Annotated in this window: 18 protein-coding genes; 1 reads left to right on the plus strand and 17 read right to left on the minus strand. The window is 41.6% G+C overall.

Annotated features, from left to right (window positions below; genetic code table 11):
* Positions 1-57: 57 nt before the first annotated feature.
* The 3 genes from AC1DNH_RS09795 to AC1DNH_RS09805 all read right to left on the minus strand — a co-directional run bounded on the left by AC1DNH_RS09795 (position 58) and on the right by AC1DNH_RS09805 (position 2,511).
* Positions 58-513 carry a pyridoxamine 5'-phosphate oxidase family protein gene (locus AC1DNH_RS09795; protein WP_477582408.1) on the minus strand — a complete coding sequence of 152 codons (456 nt, stop codon included), beginning with the start codon at positions 511-513 and terminating at the stop codon, positions 58-60.
* A gap of 33 nt (positions 514-546) precedes the next feature.
* Positions 547-1,566, minus strand: coding sequence for an alcohol dehydrogenase AdhP (adhP, locus tag AC1DNH_RS09800; RefSeq protein ID WP_477582409.1), 1,020 nt, complete (start codon positions 1,564-1,566; stop codon positions 547-549).
* A 69-nt stretch (positions 1,567-1,635) separates the two neighbouring features.
* Positions 1,636-2,511 (minus strand): universal stress protein, encoded by an 876-nt coding sequence (locus AC1DNH_RS09805; RefSeq protein WP_477582410.1) that lies wholly within the window; start codon positions 2,509-2,511, stop codon positions 1,636-1,638.
* Between the two features lie 223 nt (positions 2,512-2,734).
* Between AC1DNH_RS09805 and AC1DNH_RS09810 the strand changes: the two genes are divergently transcribed.
* The gene (locus tag AC1DNH_RS09810; protein ID WP_477610549.1) at positions 2,735-3,100 is read left to right on the plus strand and encodes a helix-turn-helix domain-containing protein; all 366 of its coding nucleotides are present in this window, start codon (positions 2,735-2,737) and stop codon (positions 3,098-3,100) included.
* Between the two features lie 6 nt (positions 3,101-3,106).
* Here the strand turns inward: AC1DNH_RS09810 and AC1DNH_RS09815 are convergent, their stop codons facing one another.
* The 14 genes from AC1DNH_RS09815 to AC1DNH_RS09880 all read right to left on the minus strand — a co-directional run bounded on the left by AC1DNH_RS09815 (position 3,107) and on the right by AC1DNH_RS09880 (position 19,622).
* A complete protein-coding gene (locus AC1DNH_RS09815; RefSeq protein WP_477610550.1) occupies positions 3,107-4,318 on the minus strand; it encodes a DUF3570 domain-containing protein in 1,212 nt (403 codons plus the stop codon).
* A 15-nt stretch (positions 4,319-4,333) separates the two neighbouring features.
* The gene (locus AC1DNH_RS09820; protein ID WP_477610551.1) at positions 4,334-4,564 is read right to left on the minus strand and encodes a DUF4266 domain-containing protein; all 231 of its coding nucleotides are present in this window, start codon (positions 4,562-4,564) and stop codon (positions 4,334-4,336) included.
* 2 nt (positions 4,565-4,566) lie between these two features.
* A complete protein-coding gene (locus tag AC1DNH_RS09825) occupies positions 4,567-5,499 on the minus strand; it encodes an FAD:protein FMN transferase (RefSeq protein WP_477610552.1) in 933 nt (310 codons plus the stop codon).
* A gap of 6 nt (positions 5,500-5,505) precedes the next feature.
* Positions 5,506-5,934 carry a thioredoxin family protein gene (locus AC1DNH_RS09830; protein ID WP_477585566.1) on the minus strand — a complete coding sequence of 143 codons (429 nt, stop codon included), beginning with the start codon at positions 5,932-5,934 and terminating at the stop codon, positions 5,506-5,508.
* A gap of 2 nt (positions 5,935-5,936) precedes the next feature.
* On the minus strand, positions 5,937-6,329 hold the full coding sequence (locus AC1DNH_RS09835; protein ID WP_477625351.1) for a QcrA and Rieske domain-containing protein: 393 nt from the start codon (positions 6,327-6,329) through the stop codon (positions 5,937-5,939).
* Between the two features lie 344 nt (positions 6,330-6,673).
* The gene (locus AC1DNH_RS09840) at positions 6,674-7,264 is read right to left on the minus strand and encodes a YceI family protein (protein ID WP_477625352.1); all 591 of its coding nucleotides are present in this window, start codon (positions 7,262-7,264) and stop codon (positions 6,674-6,676) included.
* 48 nt (positions 7,265-7,312) lie between these two features.
* Positions 7,313-8,629 carry a hypothetical protein gene (locus tag AC1DNH_RS09845; RefSeq protein ID WP_477581384.1) on the minus strand — a complete coding sequence of 439 codons (1,317 nt, stop codon included), beginning with the start codon at positions 8,627-8,629 and terminating at the stop codon, positions 7,313-7,315.
* A gap of 23 nt (positions 8,630-8,652) precedes the next feature.
* On the minus strand, positions 8,653-9,270 hold the full coding sequence (locus AC1DNH_RS09850; protein ID WP_477581382.1) for a YceI family protein: 618 nt from the start codon (positions 9,268-9,270) through the stop codon (positions 8,653-8,655).
* A gap of 295 nt (positions 9,271-9,565) precedes the next feature.
* On the minus strand, positions 9,566-11,884 hold the full coding sequence (locus tag AC1DNH_RS09855; protein WP_477581381.1) for a glycosyl hydrolase family 95 catalytic domain-containing protein: 2,319 nt from the start codon (positions 11,882-11,884) through the stop codon (positions 9,566-9,568).
* Between the two features lie 228 nt (positions 11,885-12,112).
* Positions 12,113-13,459 (minus strand): sulfatase-like hydrolase/transferase, encoded by a 1,347-nt coding sequence (locus AC1DNH_RS09860; RefSeq protein ID WP_477581379.1) that lies wholly within the window; start codon positions 13,457-13,459, stop codon positions 12,113-12,115.
* 23 nt (positions 13,460-13,482) lie between these two features.
* Complete coding sequence (locus tag AC1DNH_RS09865; protein ID WP_477581377.1) at positions 13,483-14,736, minus strand: DUF2264 domain-containing protein; 1,254 nt, start codon at positions 14,734-14,736, stop codon at positions 13,483-13,485.
* 10 nt (positions 14,737-14,746) lie between these two features.
* Positions 14,747-16,105 (minus strand): glycoside hydrolase family 88/105 protein, encoded by a 1,359-nt coding sequence (locus AC1DNH_RS09870; RefSeq protein WP_477607551.1) that lies wholly within the window; start codon positions 16,103-16,105, stop codon positions 14,747-14,749.
* Between the two features lie 244 nt (positions 16,106-16,349).
* Positions 16,350-17,897 (minus strand): discoidin domain-containing protein, encoded by a 1,548-nt coding sequence (locus AC1DNH_RS09875; protein WP_477607549.1) that lies wholly within the window; start codon positions 17,895-17,897, stop codon positions 16,350-16,352.
* A 45-nt stretch (positions 17,898-17,942) separates the two neighbouring features.
* Entirely contained in the window at positions 17,943-19,622 is a 1,680-nt protein-coding gene (locus AC1DNH_RS09880) for a RagB/SusD family nutrient uptake outer membrane protein (RefSeq protein WP_477579672.1), read from the minus strand.
* Between the last annotated feature and the right edge of the window lie 25 nt (positions 19,623-19,647).

Here is a 19,647-nt window from a genome sequence, read left to right on the forward strand (position 1 = left end):
TTAACGTTATAATATGCCTTTGGGAAAGTTTGTGGTATATTATTTTGCTAAAACCGCTTATTCAACACTATCGTTTATCTCGAATCTACCTGTTTTAAGATGAAAGATAATTTTGAACACGATAATATCCTCATCATAAGTATCTTTTTTGCCAGTTCCATGCGATGGTTGCTCTGAAGGGGTATTGGTTAAAGGCATCATTCGGTGGATAATCCCCTGTAGCGCCCTTTGTTTTTCTGCAGCATCCGTAATTTCTTCGAACTTGCCCCAGCACACCACACTTTTCCAATTATAAGTATCGCGGATCTGATCGGTCTGAAAGCATACCTGAGGGTTACTTTTCATCATCCTGATTTTTTGCCCCGGAGCAGAGTGAGCATAAACCGTACTGCTGCTATACACATAATTAATGGGCACAATGTAACTTACTCCATGTGCATGGCAGGCCAAACGGCCAATATATTGTTCCTTAAGGAGCTTTTCTATATCCTCTTCTTTTAATGTCCCTAACATCTTCTTATTCGTTAAATATTGATTAATAAACACCTAATCACCAGAAATATCCAAAACAATCCGTCCATCAATCTCGCCCTTTTTCATTTGATCGAACACATTATTGATATCTTCCAGTTTTGCTGATTTAACCTGCGCCCTTACCTTTCCATCTACCGCAAATTCGATCGCTTCCTGCATATCCTTTCTTGTGCCGACAATAGAACCCCTGATCGTTATTCTGTTCAACACGGTATCGAATATAGGAAGGTCAAAACTGCCTGGAGGTAGTCCGTTTAGCGATAAAGTACCTTTTCTGCGCAATGCAGAAAGCCCTTGACTAAAAGCAACAGGTGTTACTGCCGTAACCAATACGCCGTGCATACCCCCGGTTTGTTTTTTAAGAAATTCACCTGGGTCATGTTCTAGCGCATTAACAACAATGTCTGCACCCAGTTTTCTGGCCATTTCCAGTTTATCGTTTGAAATATCAATCGCGGCAACCTGAAAGCCCAGGGCCTTTGCATACTGAACCCCAAGATGGCCGAGCCCGCCAATACCTGATATGGCTACCCATTCACCTGCTTTTGCATCAGTTTCTTTTAAACCTTTGTATACGGTAACCCCGGCACAGATAATCGGCGCCATTTCTGCAAAATTTACATGCGAAGGGAAATGGGCAACGTATCTCGAATCGGCTATTACATACTCTGCAAAACCTCCATCAACGCTATAGCCTCCATTCTGCTGCTCATAGCATAATGTTTCCCAACCGGTTAAGCAGAATTCGCAACAGCCACATGCACTGTATAACCAAGGCACACCAACCACATCTCCTTCCTTAACAGTTTTAACATCATGTCCCATTGCCGCTACCAACCCAATGGCTTCGTGACCTGGCACCAATGGCATTTTTGATTTTACCGGCCAGTCTCCATTACAGGCATGCAGATCGGTATGGCATACCCCACATGAAATTACCTTAACCAAAATTTCGTATTGATTGAGCGGTCTAACCGGAAGTTCTTCTATGGCCAGTGGTCCTCCATATTCATGGATAACTGCAGCTTTCATTGTTTTAGGATACATATATTCTGTTTAACAATAGATTATAATAATTGAATTTTATCTGGTGATGAACCATTACATCGGAATGTTGTGTGATGGCGGTAAAACCAAAAGCGGGATCTGAATATGATCTGACATGTTCAGGGTATAGCTACCTTTAAGCAGGCGATGAAAAAAACCGTGTTTTCGATGCACCATGGTCAGGATATCGATCTGTCCGTTTTCTACGATCCAATCTAAACCGTCCTTAATCCGTTCACTGTTAATATGCCTATGGTAGATATTTCTATAGTTAACCCGATCGGCAACCCGGTTTAAAAAATCTTCGGTTGTATGCTTATAACCTTCTGGTTCTGATTTTGAATGACCGGTATGTGTAATGAGTATATCGGCATTAAAAGGTTTTGCAAATTCGGCAAGTGTACATAAAACGGGGATATCACTATGGCTAAAATCTGTGGCAAAAGCAATTTTCTTAGGTTTCTTAAACCGATATCCCGCAGGGATAAGCAAAACAGGTATTTCCTCCTCGATAATTTTTCTGGCAACACTGCCCATAAGCGTTTTGGTTAACTTATCTGCATGGTTTAATCCGGCCACAACGAGGTTCATTTTACACTCGGTAAAATATTTACTAACCTCTTGTTCAACCTCGCCACGAACAGATTTCCCAAACACTTCTGCTTTAAAACCAAGCTCATGATGGGCCTTTTTATATTTTTCTTCAACCTTTTCGACCAGTTTGCCTAAGGCTTTTTTAGCATCGTCTTCTATAAGCTTATATTCTTCAAGCGGCCATACCAGAGATGCCGCAGCAGGAGAAAACTCCGGAACCTGAAAAACATTTAACAGTTCTACTCTGGCACCAATACCATGGGCCAGATCAGTTGCATAATCGGCTGCGTTCTCTGCAGTTGCAGAGAAATCAACAGGTACCAGGATTTTTTTCATAATGGGTCTTTTTTGATAGATATAAAGTTTGTAAAAAGCCCGTGTTAAAAATATGAGCCGCATCAGTTATTAAAATGATTCTTCCGATGTTAGCATTTAAGTGCCCGATCATTATGATGATATGCTAAAGAAATATTTAGACTAATTATCATTACCACAAAAAATGATTAAATCAGCCTGCTTTCCGTAATTTCAATGTTTCAAAATTATCCCATAATATAAGATGAGTGTCCATATAGGCTTAATGATCTGGAAGGAAATGAAGCAGAAAGATATCTCTGTTTCAGACATTGCCGCCGCCCTTGAGATCAGCAAAACAAAAACGCAGGAGATGCTGAATACCGCAACTATCGATATCCTTACTTTGGTCCGCGTGAGTGAAATCCTGAACTATAATTTTTTCAGCTATTACGAAAGTGGAAAGGTTTTCTCGAAGATGGAGTTACAGGAGAAACAAAAACTTACTGCAGAAGTAGACCGGTTGAAGGCTTTGCTCACTGAAAAGAACAAAGCCCTCGAACTTCAGGAAAGGTTAAATAAGATTCAGCTCAGTACGATTTCACTGTTGGAAAAAGGCCAGTTTAGATAAACTGGCTTACTTAAACTTTAGGTTTAACGATACGATATTGGAAACCAGGCTTGTTGACCGGGAATAATGACCATATCGCAATTCAAGCATATTCAAGCGCTGCCAACCGAAAACGCCTTTAGGTGGAGCAAACCTGATACCTGCACCATAAAAATCACTCGTCAGCGTGGATAGGTCATAATCACTGGTAAAGTATTGATCCGACTGCGAATGCTGGCCATAAGGTGCAAAGTATTTGGCCCCTACCTGGTTGTTGTAACGATAGAAAGGACTTATAGAAAAGAACGAATTGATCTTAACAGGAATTTCAAGTTCGGCCGTATGAGCCCTTATGCCCCAGTTATCCATATAATATCGGTAAAATGTGCGGATCACAAAACGGTCATCCAAAAAGTAGTTCATCCGCAATCCTATAGGTAACTTATAACGCTTTTCGGGCAGGGTTTCAGCACGCATCGAACCATCTGTAAAATAATCACGTTGATACTTGGTAGCCAGCAATCCTTTTTGATAAGATGGCTCTAAAATCAGGGAAGCCTGAAATTTTTGATTGATGACCTGCGATAGTGAGAAGGATGCACTGAAAGAATTTCTTGGTGCAGTATCATATTGCTCACCGCCTCTTCCGGTATTTTCCGTTCGCAGTTCTATCGGTAAGATCACCGTCCATTGATCTAGAAAGGCCTGGAGTTTAAAGTCAAACTGGGTATTTTTGTCTTTTGATAAACGGGTTAAATTAAAAGCAGCTCCCATTGACTGGTAATCGAACTCTGTTGAATATGATCCTGTAAATCCAAATGAATTTCCGGTCTCTTCATTGGAGTGCGTCCAGTTTAGTGATGGATAAATGCGGGTATCAGCAGAAGAAGCTGAAGAAATGGTACTAGGATCGATCTTATCAGAAGAGGCCGAAGTATAATGATCTACACCAAGTTCGAAAAGAAAAGTATTTTTTTTACCTCTTTTATTGAACTTGGACATTTGAAGATCTATGGTATTGGCAAAATCACTCAGTTTCTCGGTGCCAATACCACCTGTAACTGCAGAATTATTACCATTCTGATGATAATAGGCTGAAACCAGGTTGATCTCATCGACTTTTAACTTCCGTGACTGATATTTACTGCTATCTGCTTTTGCAGGCTCGGGCCTGGTTTGTGCATAGGTGCTCAAGATACCGAAGTACATGAAAAGCACATGAAGATATATTTTTCTCATTTTCTGATCGCCATGTTAATTACAGCCACAGCCACCACCGCTTTTGCCTCCGTTGGCACCCGAGGCACCCTCGCGGTAGAGCTGAAAACTTTGTTCAAATTTTTGGGCTTTGCGGGCCGAAAGAATCATGTCTGCATCATTAAGTTTACTTTTTTGATAAGGCTTTACGCTGCTACAGGCACTAAGCAGGCTGCCCAGCGATACTGCGGTAACCATTGAAAGGAAAAATGTTCTGGAACTTTTCATATTTATATCACATTAATATTGTTTGAGGTATATACCCGATCATTATCATCGATTACGATACAGGCCACTTGTTTAATCTGGTTAATCAGCTCGAGCCCTACTTTTACGCCCATTACCACAACTGGGGTAGCCAGGGCATCTGCTAGCTCAGCACTGGGACAAATAATACTCACGCTCTTCACCCCACTTACCGGAAGCCCCGTTTTGGGGTCAATTGTATGCGAGTAGCGCTTCCCACCTATAGTAACATATTTTTCATAACTGCCAGAAGTGGCAATCGCCATGTTACTGATTTTCAGCGAAGAAAATGGCCTATTGGTCTGTTCCGGATCGGCGATACCTACTGTCCACGAATGGCCATTAAGCTGTGTACCCCAGGTAACCAGATCACCTGCAGCATTTACAATTCCACTGTTTATCCCCATTTGCTGTAGGATGAGTTTAGCTTTATCGGCTGCATAGCCTTTGCCAATTCCACCAAAGCCAATTCGCATACCTTTATTTCTGAGCAGCACAGTTGCATTCTTTTTGTCAAGAATGACGTTTCGGTAATCTATTAACCCAACAGATGCCAATGCCGTCTGTTCATCAGGCAAACTGCTCATGTTTTGATCGAAATTCCAAAGCCGTTTATCTATCGACCCATAGGTAATATCGAAAGCACCGTCGGTAATTTCCGATATCCTGATCGACCGTTCAATAAGCGCTATCACTTCATTGTCGACTTTTACAGGCTGTAAACCTGCATTTTCATTGATCAAACTGGTCTGGCTAAGATCGCTGAAAGTTGTTAAAAGATATTCTATTCGCCTCACCTCTGCTACTGCGGCATCTATCGCCCGATTACCTGCCTGCTCGTTTTCAGCGATCACAGTAAACTCAAAACGGTTTCCCATGAGCTTGAGTATCCGGTTTACAGAAACTGACTTAGCCATCCTGAATTATTTTTTTAGTTTATAGATTTCAGAAACGAAAGCCTGTGCGCTCTCGTCCGGGAATCCATCCCAGCTTTTGAGTACTTTCCCATTTTCATCTACCAGAACCGTGAAAGGAAACTTGCCGTCCCTGTTATATATTTCTGCTAATGATTCGTTGAGTTTGATCTGTTCTTTTGGAAGCTGGTTTTTCTTCTGTCGTGGAAAATCGGCCCTAACCAATAAAAGATTGGCAGCGGCGTATTGTTCAAAGCTTTCGGATTCTAAAATCTCTTTGCGCAGGCGGATACATGGGCCGCACCAATCAGAGCCAGAAAAATTGATCAGGATCTGTTTGTGCGTAGCTTTAGCTTGTTTCTGCGCTTCTGAAAAATTCCCTATCCACAATGTTGGAACGGCAAACAGCCCAAAAAGGGCAACAAAAAGTAATTTCATAACTAAGAATAAATTTTTAAGGTAGTCCCCGTAAGTTGGGTATTATAAACAGTTAATGAGCGGGAGGCGGGTCCATTGGTCACAGCTCCATTTTCGGAAAAGGTTGCTCCATGGTTGGGGCAATAAAAGCGGCTGTTTGATGATTGATAAGTCAAAGTATAGCTTTCGTGCGTACATGAACGCTGAACAGCAATATATGTCCCAGTTTTGGTCTTTGCGACGATGACGCCGTTTGACACCAAAGATCCACCATTGCTTAGCAGTGCTGCATTAGCGGCCAGGCTTAAATCCAATGTAAAATTCACCCCTGTAGGGCCTGTAGTATCTGAAGAGCTGCTGCCTTCAGTTTTCTTACAACCGATACAGTTAATCAGGGCAAAGGCCGCAGTACTCATCCCAATGCTATTAAGAAAATCTTTTCTATCCATGTCCTTTTATAGTGAATATGCAATATCTTAAAATACTTAGCCAATGTCTCGACAGATAACTGTTTGATAGCGAAGAGCAAAGGCAAAAAAATATTTGTAAAATTCTATCTATAAAAAGTTATTAGCTTTCCTAATCCTTATAAATCTTATACTCATGTAGAGCATCTGAGTGAAGACCTCAATCCTTTGTAACAAAACTATGGACGAAATCTGAAGACATTCTGAAGTTTAACCGAAGATTATGTTAATTTTTGTTAATAAAAACAGTTAGTTAGAATCACATTACGATAGTAGGATTTAAGCAAACTGAATTACCCTGCCCGTTCCATTTTTAAAAAGAAAGCCACAACCAGTTGATCTTTAGCCCGGATGAGCCTGCCTATTTTTTTTGAAGGAATCAGATGAAAATCAGAAAAATTAATGGCTTGTTGTCCTATCAGCTCGATAGTGCCCCGTTTAACATTTATCTGATAACAGATTTCGAATCTTTTTAATACCCCTGCAAGTGTGATCTCCACATCTCCCTTAACAAAACTATTCAGACCTTCGGAAGGGATTTCTTTTAAGGACAGGAATTTGATCCTTAGGACTGGAAACCTGTTTTCCTGCAGTGTATTGAGTAGTTGTTTAGTCATCATCGCACTCTTACAATCAAAATTTTTCAGCTCCAGATTTAAGGTTCCTGAAAGCGCAATATGGTCTGTTTTATCTTTCGAAACCAGAACGGTATCGGTTTTGGGATACCGCAGGATTACACAGGAAAAGCGGTTTATATTGGTGGATCCATTAACAGTGAGCATACTGTTTTCACTCACTACCCATCTTGAGGTAGTTTTGGTTTCCCCTGCAGGTCTCAAGCCGGCCGATAGCAAAAAAAGGATAATTAACAGTGGCTTCATCATGATTTTTAAAGGCCGGAACAAAATCGTTCCAGCCAAATAGTTTATTGGCTAAAATCCTACAACAGCCTGGATTACATAACCTTTGAATTTTCCTCCGCTTCGGAAATCCGCAGTTGGGAAATCTTTATATTTCTGGCTCACATATTCGCCTTTTAACAATATGTTTTTGGTCATAAACCATCCCGCAGCAATGGCAATGCGGTCTATTTTTACATCATTATTATAAGTTATTGCAGGTGTTGTTCCGGCAGCTGGCACATTAGCCATTGCGGCGGTAACTACATTATATTTTGCACCAATAAAGAAATTTTCTGTCTTTCCGAACCTATAAACGCCATCTATTGCCATCTGCTCGGCTCCTCTGCTACCTACCTCCGTTTTTGATCTCCCCTTTGCGTTTTCATAAGTTGCAAACAGTTCTAGCCCCTGAAATTTTATAAACGCGTTTAGTTGAAGGGCATTGACTTTTTTGGTAAAACCGGGGTTAAACCGTCCGGAGAAAGCATTAGTAGTATTTACTGCGCCAACTTTTTCCAGCACCATAAAATAGTTAGACCCGGTACGGTCGCCGCCATATAAGGTCTGTCCGCCTGAACTGTTATTGCTATAATAAGAGGCTGCAAAACGCACCCTCAAATCACCGTTCAATTGTTTATCAAAGCCGCCTTTTATATAAACGGCTGGTGATTTGTGCACATTTGCATCCTGGGGAGTCGCGATCAGGCTATCGATATTACCTTTGATCATTCCATTTGAAACACCGATTAAACCAAACAGCGCATTTTTTCTTACTAAAACTTCGCCGCCTATTTCAGTTGTAAAACCATCCATGATGTAATTTTCAATAAAAGGATTGTAGATCGTTTGCCCGCCATCCGACCTGCGGAAATGCTGATCGCCATAGTTGATTTCCATGTGCCCGATTTTGATGGTTGTTACCGACATAATATCTTCCCACAGTTTGCCTTTAAACGGCAGTTTATCAAACTGTATATATCCACCCTTCACCCAGGTTTCGTTGTGGTGGCGGGAAGAAAGATAGCTCGTGAGGTTCAGCCTGATCCCATCTGAGAGTTGTACATCCATGAACAGATTGGCATTGGCAGTATTAAAACCAGGGGTCATTTTATATAGTCCGCCCGATGTGTTTTCGTGTTTCAGCCCTTGAAAAGACTGGGTAAATCCCGCACCAAAACGGACTTTTATTTTATCAAACCCGGCATTGCTATCTTTGGGTGCTTCAAAAACATTAATACCGGATTTATCATAAGGCCTAAGATTGGAAACCTGTGCCTGTACCCCAAAGCTATACAAACTCGTAATTGCTACCGCTAGGGCAGAAACTCGTGTAAATTTATTTTTCATGATTTTATCTTAGTGATGAACTGTTATTTTGCTACTGATGCCTTAACATATTCGAACTCGAACCGGACAACGAGGTTGTTCCCCACCTTCATTGTGCCAAGCATAAAACTTGGTGGTTCAATACCATAATCGGTTAGCATTAATTGCTCGTTGCCATGGCAACTGATGGAACCATCTGCATTTACCAAAGCCATTACCTTCATTGAAAGGCTCTGTGTTTTCCCGGCAATAGTCAGAATTCCTGTTGTCTGGATAGCATACCGTTTTGCCTGTACCATGGTAACTGTTGCAAAAGTGAGCTGATAGCTTATCTTAGGAAACTCAGCTGCGTTAAGCGTTTTATAGGTACGGCTGTCCATAGCAGATTTACCGCTTTTGAGGCTCTTTGCTGCCAGGGTAAATTTTAGGGCTGTTACGTCCGTCATTTCACCACGGGCATTGAAATTAAATGTACCTGTGCTTTCGAACTGTTTGGATGTCATCGACCAATCGTGAACATTGGATGTGCCCGTTACCTTAACTGAACTGCTGGCTGTTTGCGAAAGCTGATATGTTGTTTGCGCCACTGTAACCAGCGGGAAGAGCATAAACAATAGGATGATAGGCCTGATTTTTTTCTGGAATATGTTAAATGTTTTCATAGCAGGGTTATTGGATTAAACTGTTGGTCAAACCTACCCTGTTCTGCGTCAAATTTTGTGAGGCGCACCAGATTGAAAACTGATGGTCGTCACTTTTCAACCACATCAACATCCTGAAAATCAACAATAATTTATAAAAAGGGCTTTTCGGCTAAAGTTCACCTGATTCCGCTCCAAACGGTAGCCTCAACTATTTGCCATGCAGTATTAAAGGTATCTTAAAGATTGACCAAAATATATCCAATCAGGCCAGGTCGGACCTATTCATTTTTAAGCAGTCTACTGCCTCTTTTAATCAAAACTCAGCGATCAGCTTTTGTCCTTTATTGAGATAAACCTCATATACTCCGTCTATTTTATTCACGTTTTTGACGTTCCACTTTGGTGTTTTTCCCATAAAATTATCTTTAATGCGAAGTTTCCCACTTTTGCCTGCTGTAATACTGAACATGAAAATCTTTTTGTTTTTTCTGATACCCGATACCATATAACCGCCTTCGGCCCTTAGGTTTGAAAAAGAAACATCTGCCCATTTTTGAGGTACAGCAGGAAAGATCCTGATCACGCCGGTATGTGGCTCGCCGGGTGTAACACTCCAGCTTTGCAGCAACATTTCGTGTACAGCCTGCGAGGCCAGAAAATTACCTTCTAAAGTAAATGGACGATAAGTAAAACCCGAATAGCCGCTTTTGGTCTGATCGCCGTTTGCATGAAATCCATTCCGCAGCACGAAAGCTTTAACAAAAATATCGAGGTTTTTAACGGCCGCTTCACCATCTCCTACTCTTGCCCTCAGGCAGCTCATCCACGAGAAACTATAGCCTACCCAGGCACGGGTACCGAGTTTATCCCAACTTTTCATGGTAGGTTCAATTATCTCCTGGTCTTTTTTACCACTTTCGGTATTGATCAGATTGAAAGGATAAATGCCGATGATATTGGATAAATGCCTGTGGCTGGTACTGAGTTCATAGTTGGCATCTAAAAGTAAGGTGCCATCGGCTTTGGTGTGAAAATCGCCCAAAGCTAAAGCTGCATCTGCCCATTTCTTACTTTCTGTAATTTTACCGCATTCCAATGCCATTTCTTTTAACGAAAGAAAGAGCATTTTTAAACTCATCAGGTCGTAATTGCTATTGGGTGTTAACCAGGCTTTCGGACTATTGTCAAAAATTTCAGGGGAGGATGAAAGCGGCAATTTTAACAAACCAGTGCTGTCCTTTTTCAATAAAGCCAACATGCATTCGCCAACTTCAGCGCTCCATGGATAAGCTTTTTCTTTTAGAAACTGATCATCGGCCGTATACAGCCAATGCAGGTAGAACAAATGTGCACTCCAGGCACTCATAGATGGCGACATGCTGTATTGTCCCCAGCCACCTAAAGGCTGGCCGGAATACGACATTACGCCAGGACAGGCTAAACCGCCTGTTCCATAAAAATCTCTGGCAAAGGCCCTAAAGAAATCACGGCGAGCCCAAAGAAAATTGAGGTAAGAAGCGCCTTCATCATATCGCCCCGATTCCTGGTAGGCCATATAAGTCATCTGTGTATTAAGGTCATTGTGGTAATCGCCTTTCCAAGGTGGCAAAGCACCATTATCGGCTGTCCAAACACCTTGCAGTGGCATTGGTGGGGCATTTAAACGTGAAGCCGCACCATAAAAATATTGTACCAGGTTATATTGTTTTTGAATAGCCGTATCAGGTATTGTTACACTCGATTTCTCCCAAAATGTTCTCCACCATTTTACATGGGGTTTGCGCATGGCTAGATAACCTTTGTTTAATGCCTTGGTACAACGCTCGCGTGCCAGGGCTAAAGGATCCTTTGTATCTTGTGTTGACGTAATGGTTAGGGCAAGTAAAGTTTCATTACCATTTTTTTTAGTCTCTACATATACACAATACCGAAGTCCTTCTGATGCATCCTGAATATACCATTGTGCATTACCATTCTTCCCGTGTATTGCATCGGGGTAACCCAGTTTGTTTACAGAACCACCACTGCTTGGCCCGGCCTGTCCTTTTTTGTTGTTATTGTATACATCCATCGGACTCAAAAGATCAATGGCTTCAGGAACAATTCCTTTGATTGAAAGAATGGCGACAGGGTGAGTTGCACTATACAGCGCATTTATTGTTGCACCCGAATTAAAACGGGCCACTCCTTCGGCAGTTGATTCCAATAATTCAAATTCTTTAACCTCCTCCTGGTCAGGAAATTTAAGTTCTATTCTGCCTGCTGGCAGTTTGGTCGGACTCACACCTCGATATGCACCATCCCACCAGGAGGTAATGGCACTAAAGTTCTTTTGGGCAATCATTTCTGCCCCTTTTTGATAATTGTACTTTTTCCACCATTCGCGCTCTCCATGCGTGCGCTCGTCCCATAAATCGCCCCGGTCTAATGATAGTTTGATGGTGTTTTTTTCACCCCATAATAAACCGCCCATTAAACCATTGCCTAAAGGAAGTGCTTCATCCCAGGTAGTTACTGGTGCTTTTAGCACCAGGTTGTAGCTGGCATCGGGTAGAATTGTTTTTTGGGCACTTGCAGCAAGGCCTGCAAAAAGGCTTAAAAAGAGTAAATTGGTTTTAAAGAATTTTATCATATCGTAGTTATCATGGTCTGCATCGACTAAGCTATATCGATTTTTTTATTTTTATTCTCTTTACTTTTTGTGGTCCATATTTCAAAGTTTACTATTTATGCTAATATATACCATTCTAAATTTTGGTTCAATTGTAGTTTGCATCAGTATAAACCGATTGCCTTGTGCTTAGCCAGCGCTAAACACCTTTATTTTATAACATATTAAAATGATTTTATCCCTGTCCGATCATTGCATATTATTCGAAAATGCGATATTTAAGGCCTTTACGATGTCGGGATGCTGCTGAGCAACGTTTATTGTTTCGCCTTCATCAAGTTTAAGATTGTACAATTCAGTACGATTTACAAGTTTCCAATCCCCACTTCTTATCGCAGTTTGTTTACCATATTTCCAATACAAATTTCGCTTAAGATCTCCTTGATCAAAAAGAACCGCCCTAATATCTGCTCCATCTGTATGTACCTTTTTAGAGGCTCCGATGATCGCTGTAAGCGTAGGCATAAGATCCATATTAACCAGAGGTGTATTTACAACCTGTGCTGATTTGATCATAGCCGGCCAACTCAGTAGGGCGGGCACTCTTATACCACCTTCCCATAAATCAGCTTTCTGTCCTCTTAGTTTTCCATTGCTTGCATGCCCGAAATAACTTTGTGAATATCCGCCATTATCAGAAATGAACCAGACCATTGTATTTTCTATAACACCTTCCTTTTTAAGGCGGGCGATTAACCTTCCCACGTTATCATCTAAACAGGTAACCATTGCCGCATAAGTCCTGCGATACAGATCAGGAATGTTGGAGACTCTTTTCAAATATTTCTCCGGAACCTGCAGTGTATTCAGATTTATCGCACCTGTTTGTTTAGGATTTTCTAGGGATAGTGTGTAATCCACCATGTTTTCAGGATCTGTTTTGCCATAATGGGGCGCATTGTATGACAGATAAAGAAAGAAAGGCTGCTCATCTTTAGATGCTGAATGGATAAAATCAATAGCATGATCAGTGAGAAGATCTGTACTATAACCTTTTTCATCCTTAAGCTGGCCATTCACATACCAGTCTTTTTTCAGTTGTCCATATGAGTGTAGAAAATAATCAATGCAACCACCAACTGACCCTGTAAAAAGGTCGAAACCATAGTCTACCGGAAGGTTTAAAGGATTAGCCTGCCCCAGATGCCACTTACCTATAATCCCTGTTAAATACCCTTCTGATTTAAAGCAGTTAGCCAGTGTAATTTCACTTGTATCCAGATAATTTTTATCATTTGGCATAAGCGCAAAAGTGAGGTTATGTTTTGAGCGTTGAGGGTATGTGCCGGTAAGCAACCCATATCTCGAAGGTGTACATACGGGTGCAGCCACGTAAAAATTAGTAAAACGGATGCCTGTCTTGCCAATTTTATCGATATTGGGTGTGGCAATTTCGGCGCCATAACTACTCAAATCCCCATAACCCATATCATCAACATAAATAATAATTACGTTTGGCCGGTTTTTTACGGTTTGCCCATGAGCTAAATTAATACAACCAATTAACAGGAAAACAAAATAATAGATCGGCTTCATATCCTTGATGAGCGGTTTTAAGTTTACTTACCTGATGAATGGTCTTTTAGAAAAGAGCTGCCCGTCCAGGCTTTTTGAGCGGTCCAAGGTGCAGCTGCTTCTGTCCAAAATGCATTGTCGGCGGGTAACCCTAATGGCAAAAACCCAAGTGTTGCCATATAAAGGCTACCGGTACAGGTATATGGATCGGCAATTTCTGGCTGGTGGCCGTTAAATCCTAAAACCAACCATCCCTGCGCATCAAAATTTTGATCGCCAGCATACATATTTTCGAACACTTTGGTCAGTGCACAACGCACTTGCGCGGGGCTTAATTCTTTAGGTAATTTTTGATCCAGCGCAATCTGCCCTAAGGCTTGAAAAGCTGCTGTACGGTAAGTTACACTTCTTCCTATCGGTGGGTATTCGCCTGTTGAAGAAATCATGCGTTCGGTAATCTGGGCGTAACGTGCAGCCCTGTCTGTGGCCTTGGTTAGCTGTGCCTCAGCCATCTTTTTCTTGGCTACCATAACCTTCAAAATGTCTATCATCATCGGATGGATAACATAAGAATTGTAATAATCGGTACTGAAGCTCGATCCATCAGAATACCAACCGTCTCCAACGTACCATTCATTCAGCTTGTTAATGGCTGTCATGGTGCGGTATGGTTCGTACTCCTCTCCTACGCTTAACAGCCAGGCCTCTTCTATGGCTTGGAACAAAAGCCAGTTGTTATATGCACCGGTTCTATTTCTTAACGATTTAATCTCGGCTATATATCTTTTTTGTGTGGTTTCGTTTAGTGCTTTCCAAATGTTAGGCGCACGTAGAAACCCCTGCACTACATAAGCTGCATCTACAATCGGCTGTGCGTCTGTTCTGAAATTGATGTAATCAGCACTTGATGGATCAACCGCATTGCTTAAGGCTCGAATGGTCTCAGCCTTAAACTTTGCCCTTAGCTTCCCCTCTTCCGTATCATCATCTGGCAGGCTTAACCAAGGGGCAATCCCCGCAAAAGTACGCCCTAATGCTTCTGTATAGCCTACCTCCCTTACATTGTTATAATAGTGTGGCGCTACCTCGGTAGCCATATTTTTTTTCAATGTATTATTGGCCAGGTTATGGATAACGGGATAGGCAATTTTATACAGGGTTTTAACCCAAAAGGCTCTGTCTTGTGCGCCGCTTGCTACCGGATCTGTTTTCGTTTTCTTTGGTTTTTGTGCGTCGGCAACGGTACTTGTTGTTAAAAGTATTATGCATAACAAAAAGGCGTATCTAAGATTGTTCATGGCTAAATGATTATTTTGTGCTGATTTCGAAAAATTTGCTGGCTCCAGCGTTAAGGTCCGTGGTGATGTAAAGCCCTGTTATTTTTTCATCTTTATAACTCACATTTAAAGGCACAATTTGCCCACTGGCAGCATCTCTGGCTATTAATTGTTTGGGATCTTTTACTTTAACTTTTTTTACAACCTGAGGCCATGCAACCTTTATGGTTTGATTATTACTGTCCGACGATCCGTTGTATGCTTCGGCAACAATACTTTTATCGTTATGCGCCAGGTTTAAACGGAACATTTCGCTGCCTGCCAATAAAAAAGCGCCAACACCATAAACATCAGTATCCTCATAACCAACTTTATCGGGCGCAGCACCCTGAGCCTGTACAAAACCCAATTTCCCATCAGGATGAACAGAAGAACTAAGTGCATCCCATGCTTTAGAAATTACGCTTTCGTATTTTTTGTAGGGAATAAGTCCGTTGTTTACTCCCCAGGCCATTGCATAACAGATAAATCCGGTACCACTGGTTTCTTTTGAAGGATAACTTTCGGGATCGAGCAAACTCGCATGCCAGCTTCCATCTGCCTGTTGCAGCGAGGCCAGCTTCTCAGACATGCTGACAAACAACTTTACCAATTTTTTACGCTCAGGGTGATTTTGGGGTGTTACCGATAATAGCCGTACTAAACCACCCATTACCCATCCATTGCCCCTGCTCCAGAATACCTTGGTTCCATTTTTTTCTTTTTTGTTAAAATAACGGCTATCGCGGTAAAAAAGATGCTCGTCTTTATCGTATAAATAGGCTGAAGATTTCCACCAAAGTGCGATCGATTTATCCAGATATTTTGCATCACCAGTTGCCTGGCTTAAATAACCCAAAGCTGGCGGCCCCATAAACAATGCATCGCACCAGGCCCATTCGCGGCTATAAATACCATTTTTCCATTCCAGGCTTTCTACATGTGGTAAAGAAACAATGGTATCGGCCAGGGCTTTAAACTGCTGGATATATTCAGGCCTTTTATAAATACTATACAACTGCGAATAGAGCTGACCAACACAATAGTCGTCTGCCATAAACCGGGCTCTACCGGTGTTCCATTTGTTATCTTCACCAACCTGGATCAGCTTTTTATAATAACTATCGGTATCGGCCAGGCGTGCCCATGCCATCATTCCTGCATACATTGCGCCATTGGTCCAATCTTTTTTCGGATTTTTCCATCCGGCTGTTTCCAGATTTGTCCATTGCCAATCGGCAACTTTTTTCATCTGGCTGATGATTTCACTTGCCAATGGCTGTTTTTTTTGCGCGTTTACCTTTTGGAAAGAGAAAAGAACCAAGAGGAATAGAATTATTTGTTTCTGCATTTAATGATTGATTTTAATGATCTGCTTAATAAATTTTGATCATTTATTGTTTATTGGGATATAGTTTAATGTGTAGTAAAAATTCTCGCGATATGCAGGTATATTAAAGGGTAAAATTGTTTATTTGGCCAGTGATTCTATAGGGAAAATCTTAAATGAATAGTGCGAAAACCTTAAACTTTAAGATTTCCGCACCATTTATTGTAATAAACTCATTACTTCCCAGCTTAGCTTGCGCTTCTGGTTAGTTTTTATAAATGCTCACTTCGGCAACGCATGATTTATCAGGTTCTGCCGTGTCGTAATTAGATTTAACAATGATCTTAAAATACCGGAAGGTCCTGGCAGCACTAAATGGCAATTTCGAAGCGGCTTTAACATTCGGAACCACATAATCTCCTGCCGACACCCAATTTACATTGTCGGTACTGGTGAGTATTTCAACATTTTTAACCATTCTATAAACGTCCTGACGCTGGTTAATGGTAAGTCCATCAGCCTGTAACTGTTTACCCATATCAACAATCAGGTGATGGGGCAACTTTGCCGCAGGCTCAGAAAATTTCGCAAACCAAAATGTACCTAAGTTATCATCAATTATTTTTGATGCTTCGTAAGTGGCTTCTTCAGAACTTACACCAATAACCTTCCAAGCTGATTTATCGGGACCAGGGGTTATATTGATGATTGGAATATTGTTCAAAAAGTTAAAATCGTAGGTCGTATTGGTAATCATCCCGTTCTCATGAACTAGTTTTACTTTTAATTCTGCCGGATTGTTCGCTTTATCAGTATTTCTCATTTCAGTCATCGGCATTTCTACATAAAAACTATCTGTACCAATTATTTTTGTACTCCAGGTTACTGCATTATAGTCTTTATTCACTCCTACGCCTTCGTTATTAACATTAGGGTCAAGAAAATAGGCAACACCCGTAACCGGAACGCTGCTGGTAAACCTGCCTGAGGCAATAATAGCCCCTTTAGTAGCTGAATAAGAAGCATACATTTTTTTGATATTCGCTGTTACCGCCCCATAATAAGTGATGGAAGTATTCGTTTGAAAAACCTGATTGCTATTTAAAATGGCACAATCTGCTTCGGTAAGAAATGTAGGTGATTTCCCATAAGTTCCATTTCCGCTTCCCATTAGTGAAGTTCCGTAGTTCGGGTCATTTATTCTTGACTCCCGCTGTCTGTTGTGGTCAAGATTTATACCATGTCCCAGTTCGTGCATTAATCCCCCCAGCCCGGTAGTACTGGTAACTTCTTCTCCACGATCGGGCCAAAAACAGTATTTTCCGTAACCTACATAGGGGTTGCCGATGCCGCTTGGTATGGACGGACTTATGACAAGTGAATGATCACTTGATTTTAGACCAGGATGGGCAGCAAAATAGGCTTCGACTTCGGCTGTGATGGCATCCAGGTGATCTGTAGTATACTTATCGTAGGTATACTTTGCGAGTATGGTTATTATTTTTATCCTGGTTTTGCTCGGATTGGTCAATAATCCAAAGCTTTTAAATCCATATCCATTAAGCTTCATCTGATTGCCATAATAGGTCTGGGCGGACAAAATTATATCACTTATTCTACGTTCATATTCAGCCTTGGCAGGATTATCTGTCGGCACAAAGTACACCACATTTAAATTATACTTGTGATCACTTGTAAAGCCGGTGTCAACGGCTACGACCGGGGGTGGTGTTTCAACAGTTTCTACCGGAACACTTTTCTTACAAGCTGTAAAAAAAAGCGGGAGGCACAACAATAGGGATGTTTTTTTCATTTTGGTTAGATTGATTGCTATTCATTTTAAGACTCCCTAATTGATTTACCAGCCCGGATTTTGATTCTGACGACCAATGCCGGCATTGGCATCTACCTCGTTTTGCGGTATTGGGTATAGATACATTTTAGGAAGGAATACCATGTTTTGGATTAAAGAAGGAGTATAAGTGGTGGTGGTTCCCTGCCTGCTTACGCTTATCCCCCTTAAAGGAGCACCAAGGGTACTTTCGCCAATTTTCCATCTACGTACATCCCATGGGCGGTGGCCTTCAAAAGCCAACTCTACTCTTCTTTCGTTGCGTATCCGCTCACGCATCTGCGCCTGAGATAATCCAGCTGGTAAAGCAGGCATCCCTACTCTTGTTCTGATGGCATTTACCGCGGCGTATACCGATACATCGGCACCAACTGTTTCATTGCGGGCCTCGGCATAATTCAACAACATTTCTGGTAATCGGAAAAATATCCAAAAATGGCGTGAAGTCTGACTATTGGTTAAGTTGAGTGCCGGATCGAGGAATTTTTTAAGGTAATAGCCTGTAGCGGTACCATTGGTCTTATCTGGTCCATCTGCGCCCCCGCGGGTAATATCAATCACACGTCCGTTATAAGTTAAACCATCACGTAAAATGGTGGCATCTAATCTTGGATCACGATCTAAATACGGTTGTGCTGGGTTGTAGCCTGAACCTGCTTCGCTAATGGGTTTTCCGGTTGTTTTCATTTCAAAAGCATCCACCAAGTTTTGTGAAGGGCCGACACCACCTCCTCCTCTATCAAAGCCTACAGCATAATTTCTAACCTCCAGGTAATTCTGGTTCGATTCGTTCTGTACCCAGATCATTTCCTTGTTTGCATAAGGATTCCCCCTAAAATTCGCCTCGTAATTGGCCATGTTATTGCTGATTGCCGTAAGCGAAAAAGGAGCAGTACCATTAGCAAAAGGTAAGGCAGCAGCCGCCGCAGCCTCCCATTTCGAGGCATCGTTTGAAGGATTATTCAGCGGGCTGGCAGCGTAAAGTAATACCCTCGCCTTCAGCGCCTGGGCAGACCATTTTGTGGCCCTTCCATAGTAGTTTTGCACATTTGATGCGGTATAATCAACCGGCAAACGGTTAAAGGCTGAATCGCAATCTTTTAAAATAAGTTTTACCCCATCCTCATAACTTGCCCTTGGTATATTTGCATCAGCTCCAGTGTTAATGGTCTTGGTAAGTAAGGGGACACCGCCATATCTTTTAATCAGTTCTGCATAAAAATAGGCCCTCAAGAAATACACTTCGCCGATCAGTCGCTGTTTCTGTTCCGCTGCCGTGATGTTATTGATGATAATCGGCGCGCCATGGTCTACAGTATTTACCTGGCCCACCTGCTCAAAGAATTTATTGCATTTGCGGATACCTGTGTAATAATAGTTCCATAAATTGTCGGGGTTATTATCTGCACTCCAGGCACCGGTACCAAATCTTTGCACCTCTGCAGAGAGGTTATTAAGTTTGGCATCATCAGTAGCTGTTTCGATAAAAGTGAGGCTCGAAGTGATACTAAAACCACTTTGCAGCGTAGCGCCATAAATGTCGTTTACAAACTCGGTTACATAATTGATTTCTGTAAAAATCAATTTTTCCGGTACCACAATTTCAGGAGGGCTATCCAGCAGGCTTTTTTTACAGGAAAGCAGTATTGCGGAAGCACAGATCAGGATAAGAATACTTTTTTTCATTACAATATATTTTTATTGATGCATG

The organism is Pedobacter sp. 01N310, assembly GCF_056399805.1.

Excerpts from the sequence above, each read along its gene's own strand:
- AC1DNH_RS09795 (WP_477582408.1), bottom strand. The coding sequence starts at position 513 with ATGTTAGGGACATTAAAAGAAGAGGATATAGAAAAGCTCCTTAAGGAA.
- adhP (WP_477582409.1), bottom strand. The coding sequence starts at position 1,566 with ATGAAAGCTGCAGTTATCCATGAATATGGAGGACCACTGGCCATAGAA.
- AC1DNH_RS09805 (WP_477582410.1), bottom strand. The coding sequence starts at position 2,511 with ATGAAAAAAATCCTGGTACCTGTTGATTTCTCTGCAACTGCAGAGAAC.
- AC1DNH_RS09810 (WP_477610549.1), top strand. The coding sequence starts at position 2,735 with ATGAGTGTCCATATAGGCTTAATGATCTGGAAGGAAATGAAGCAGAAA.
- AC1DNH_RS09815 (WP_477610550.1), bottom strand. The coding sequence starts at position 4,318 with ATGAGAAAAATATATCTTCATGTGCTTTTCATGTACTTCGGTATCTTG.
- AC1DNH_RS09820 (WP_477610551.1), bottom strand. The coding sequence starts at position 4,564 with ATGAAAAGTTCCAGAACATTTTTCCTTTCAATGGTTACCGCAGTATCG.
- AC1DNH_RS09825 (WP_477610552.1), bottom strand. The coding sequence starts at position 5,499 with ATGGCTAAGTCAGTTTCTGTAAACCGGATACTCAAGCTCATGGGAAAC.
- AC1DNH_RS09830 (WP_477585566.1), bottom strand. The coding sequence starts at position 5,934 with ATGAAATTACTTTTTGTTGCCCTTTTTGGGCTGTTTGCCGTTCCAACA.
- AC1DNH_RS09835 (WP_477625351.1), bottom strand. The coding sequence starts at position 6,329 with ATGAGTACTGCGGCCTTTGCCCTGATTAACTGTATCGGTTGTAAGAAA.
- AC1DNH_RS09840 (WP_477625352.1), bottom strand. The coding sequence starts at position 7,264 with ATGATGAAGCCACTGTTAATTATCCTTTTTTTGCTATCGGCCGGCTTG.
- AC1DNH_RS09845 (WP_477581384.1), bottom strand. The coding sequence starts at position 8,629 with ATGAAAAATAAATTTACACGAGTTTCTGCCCTAGCGGTAGCAATTACG.
- AC1DNH_RS09850 (WP_477581382.1), bottom strand. The coding sequence starts at position 9,270 with ATGAAAACATTTAACATATTCCAGAAAAAAATCAGGCCTATCATCCTA.
- AC1DNH_RS09855 (WP_477581381.1), bottom strand. The coding sequence starts at position 11,884 with ATGATAAAATTCTTTAAAACCAATTTACTCTTTTTAAGCCTTTTTGCA.
- AC1DNH_RS09860 (WP_477581379.1), bottom strand. The coding sequence starts at position 13,459 with ATGAAGCCGATCTATTATTTTGTTTTCCTGTTAATTGGTTGTATTAAT.
- AC1DNH_RS09865 (WP_477581377.1), bottom strand. The coding sequence starts at position 14,736 with ATGAACAATCTTAGATACGCCTTTTTGTTATGCATAATACTTTTAACA.
- AC1DNH_RS09870 (WP_477607551.1), bottom strand. The coding sequence starts at position 16,105 with ATGCAGAAACAAATAATTCTATTCCTCTTGGTTCTTTTCTCTTTCCAA.
- AC1DNH_RS09875 (WP_477607549.1), bottom strand. The coding sequence starts at position 17,897 with ATGAAAAAAACATCCCTATTGTTGTGCCTCCCGCTTTTTTTTACAGCT.
- AC1DNH_RS09880 (WP_477579672.1), bottom strand. The coding sequence starts at position 19,622 with ATGAAAAAAAGTATTCTTATCCTGATCTGTGCTTCCGCAATACTGCTT.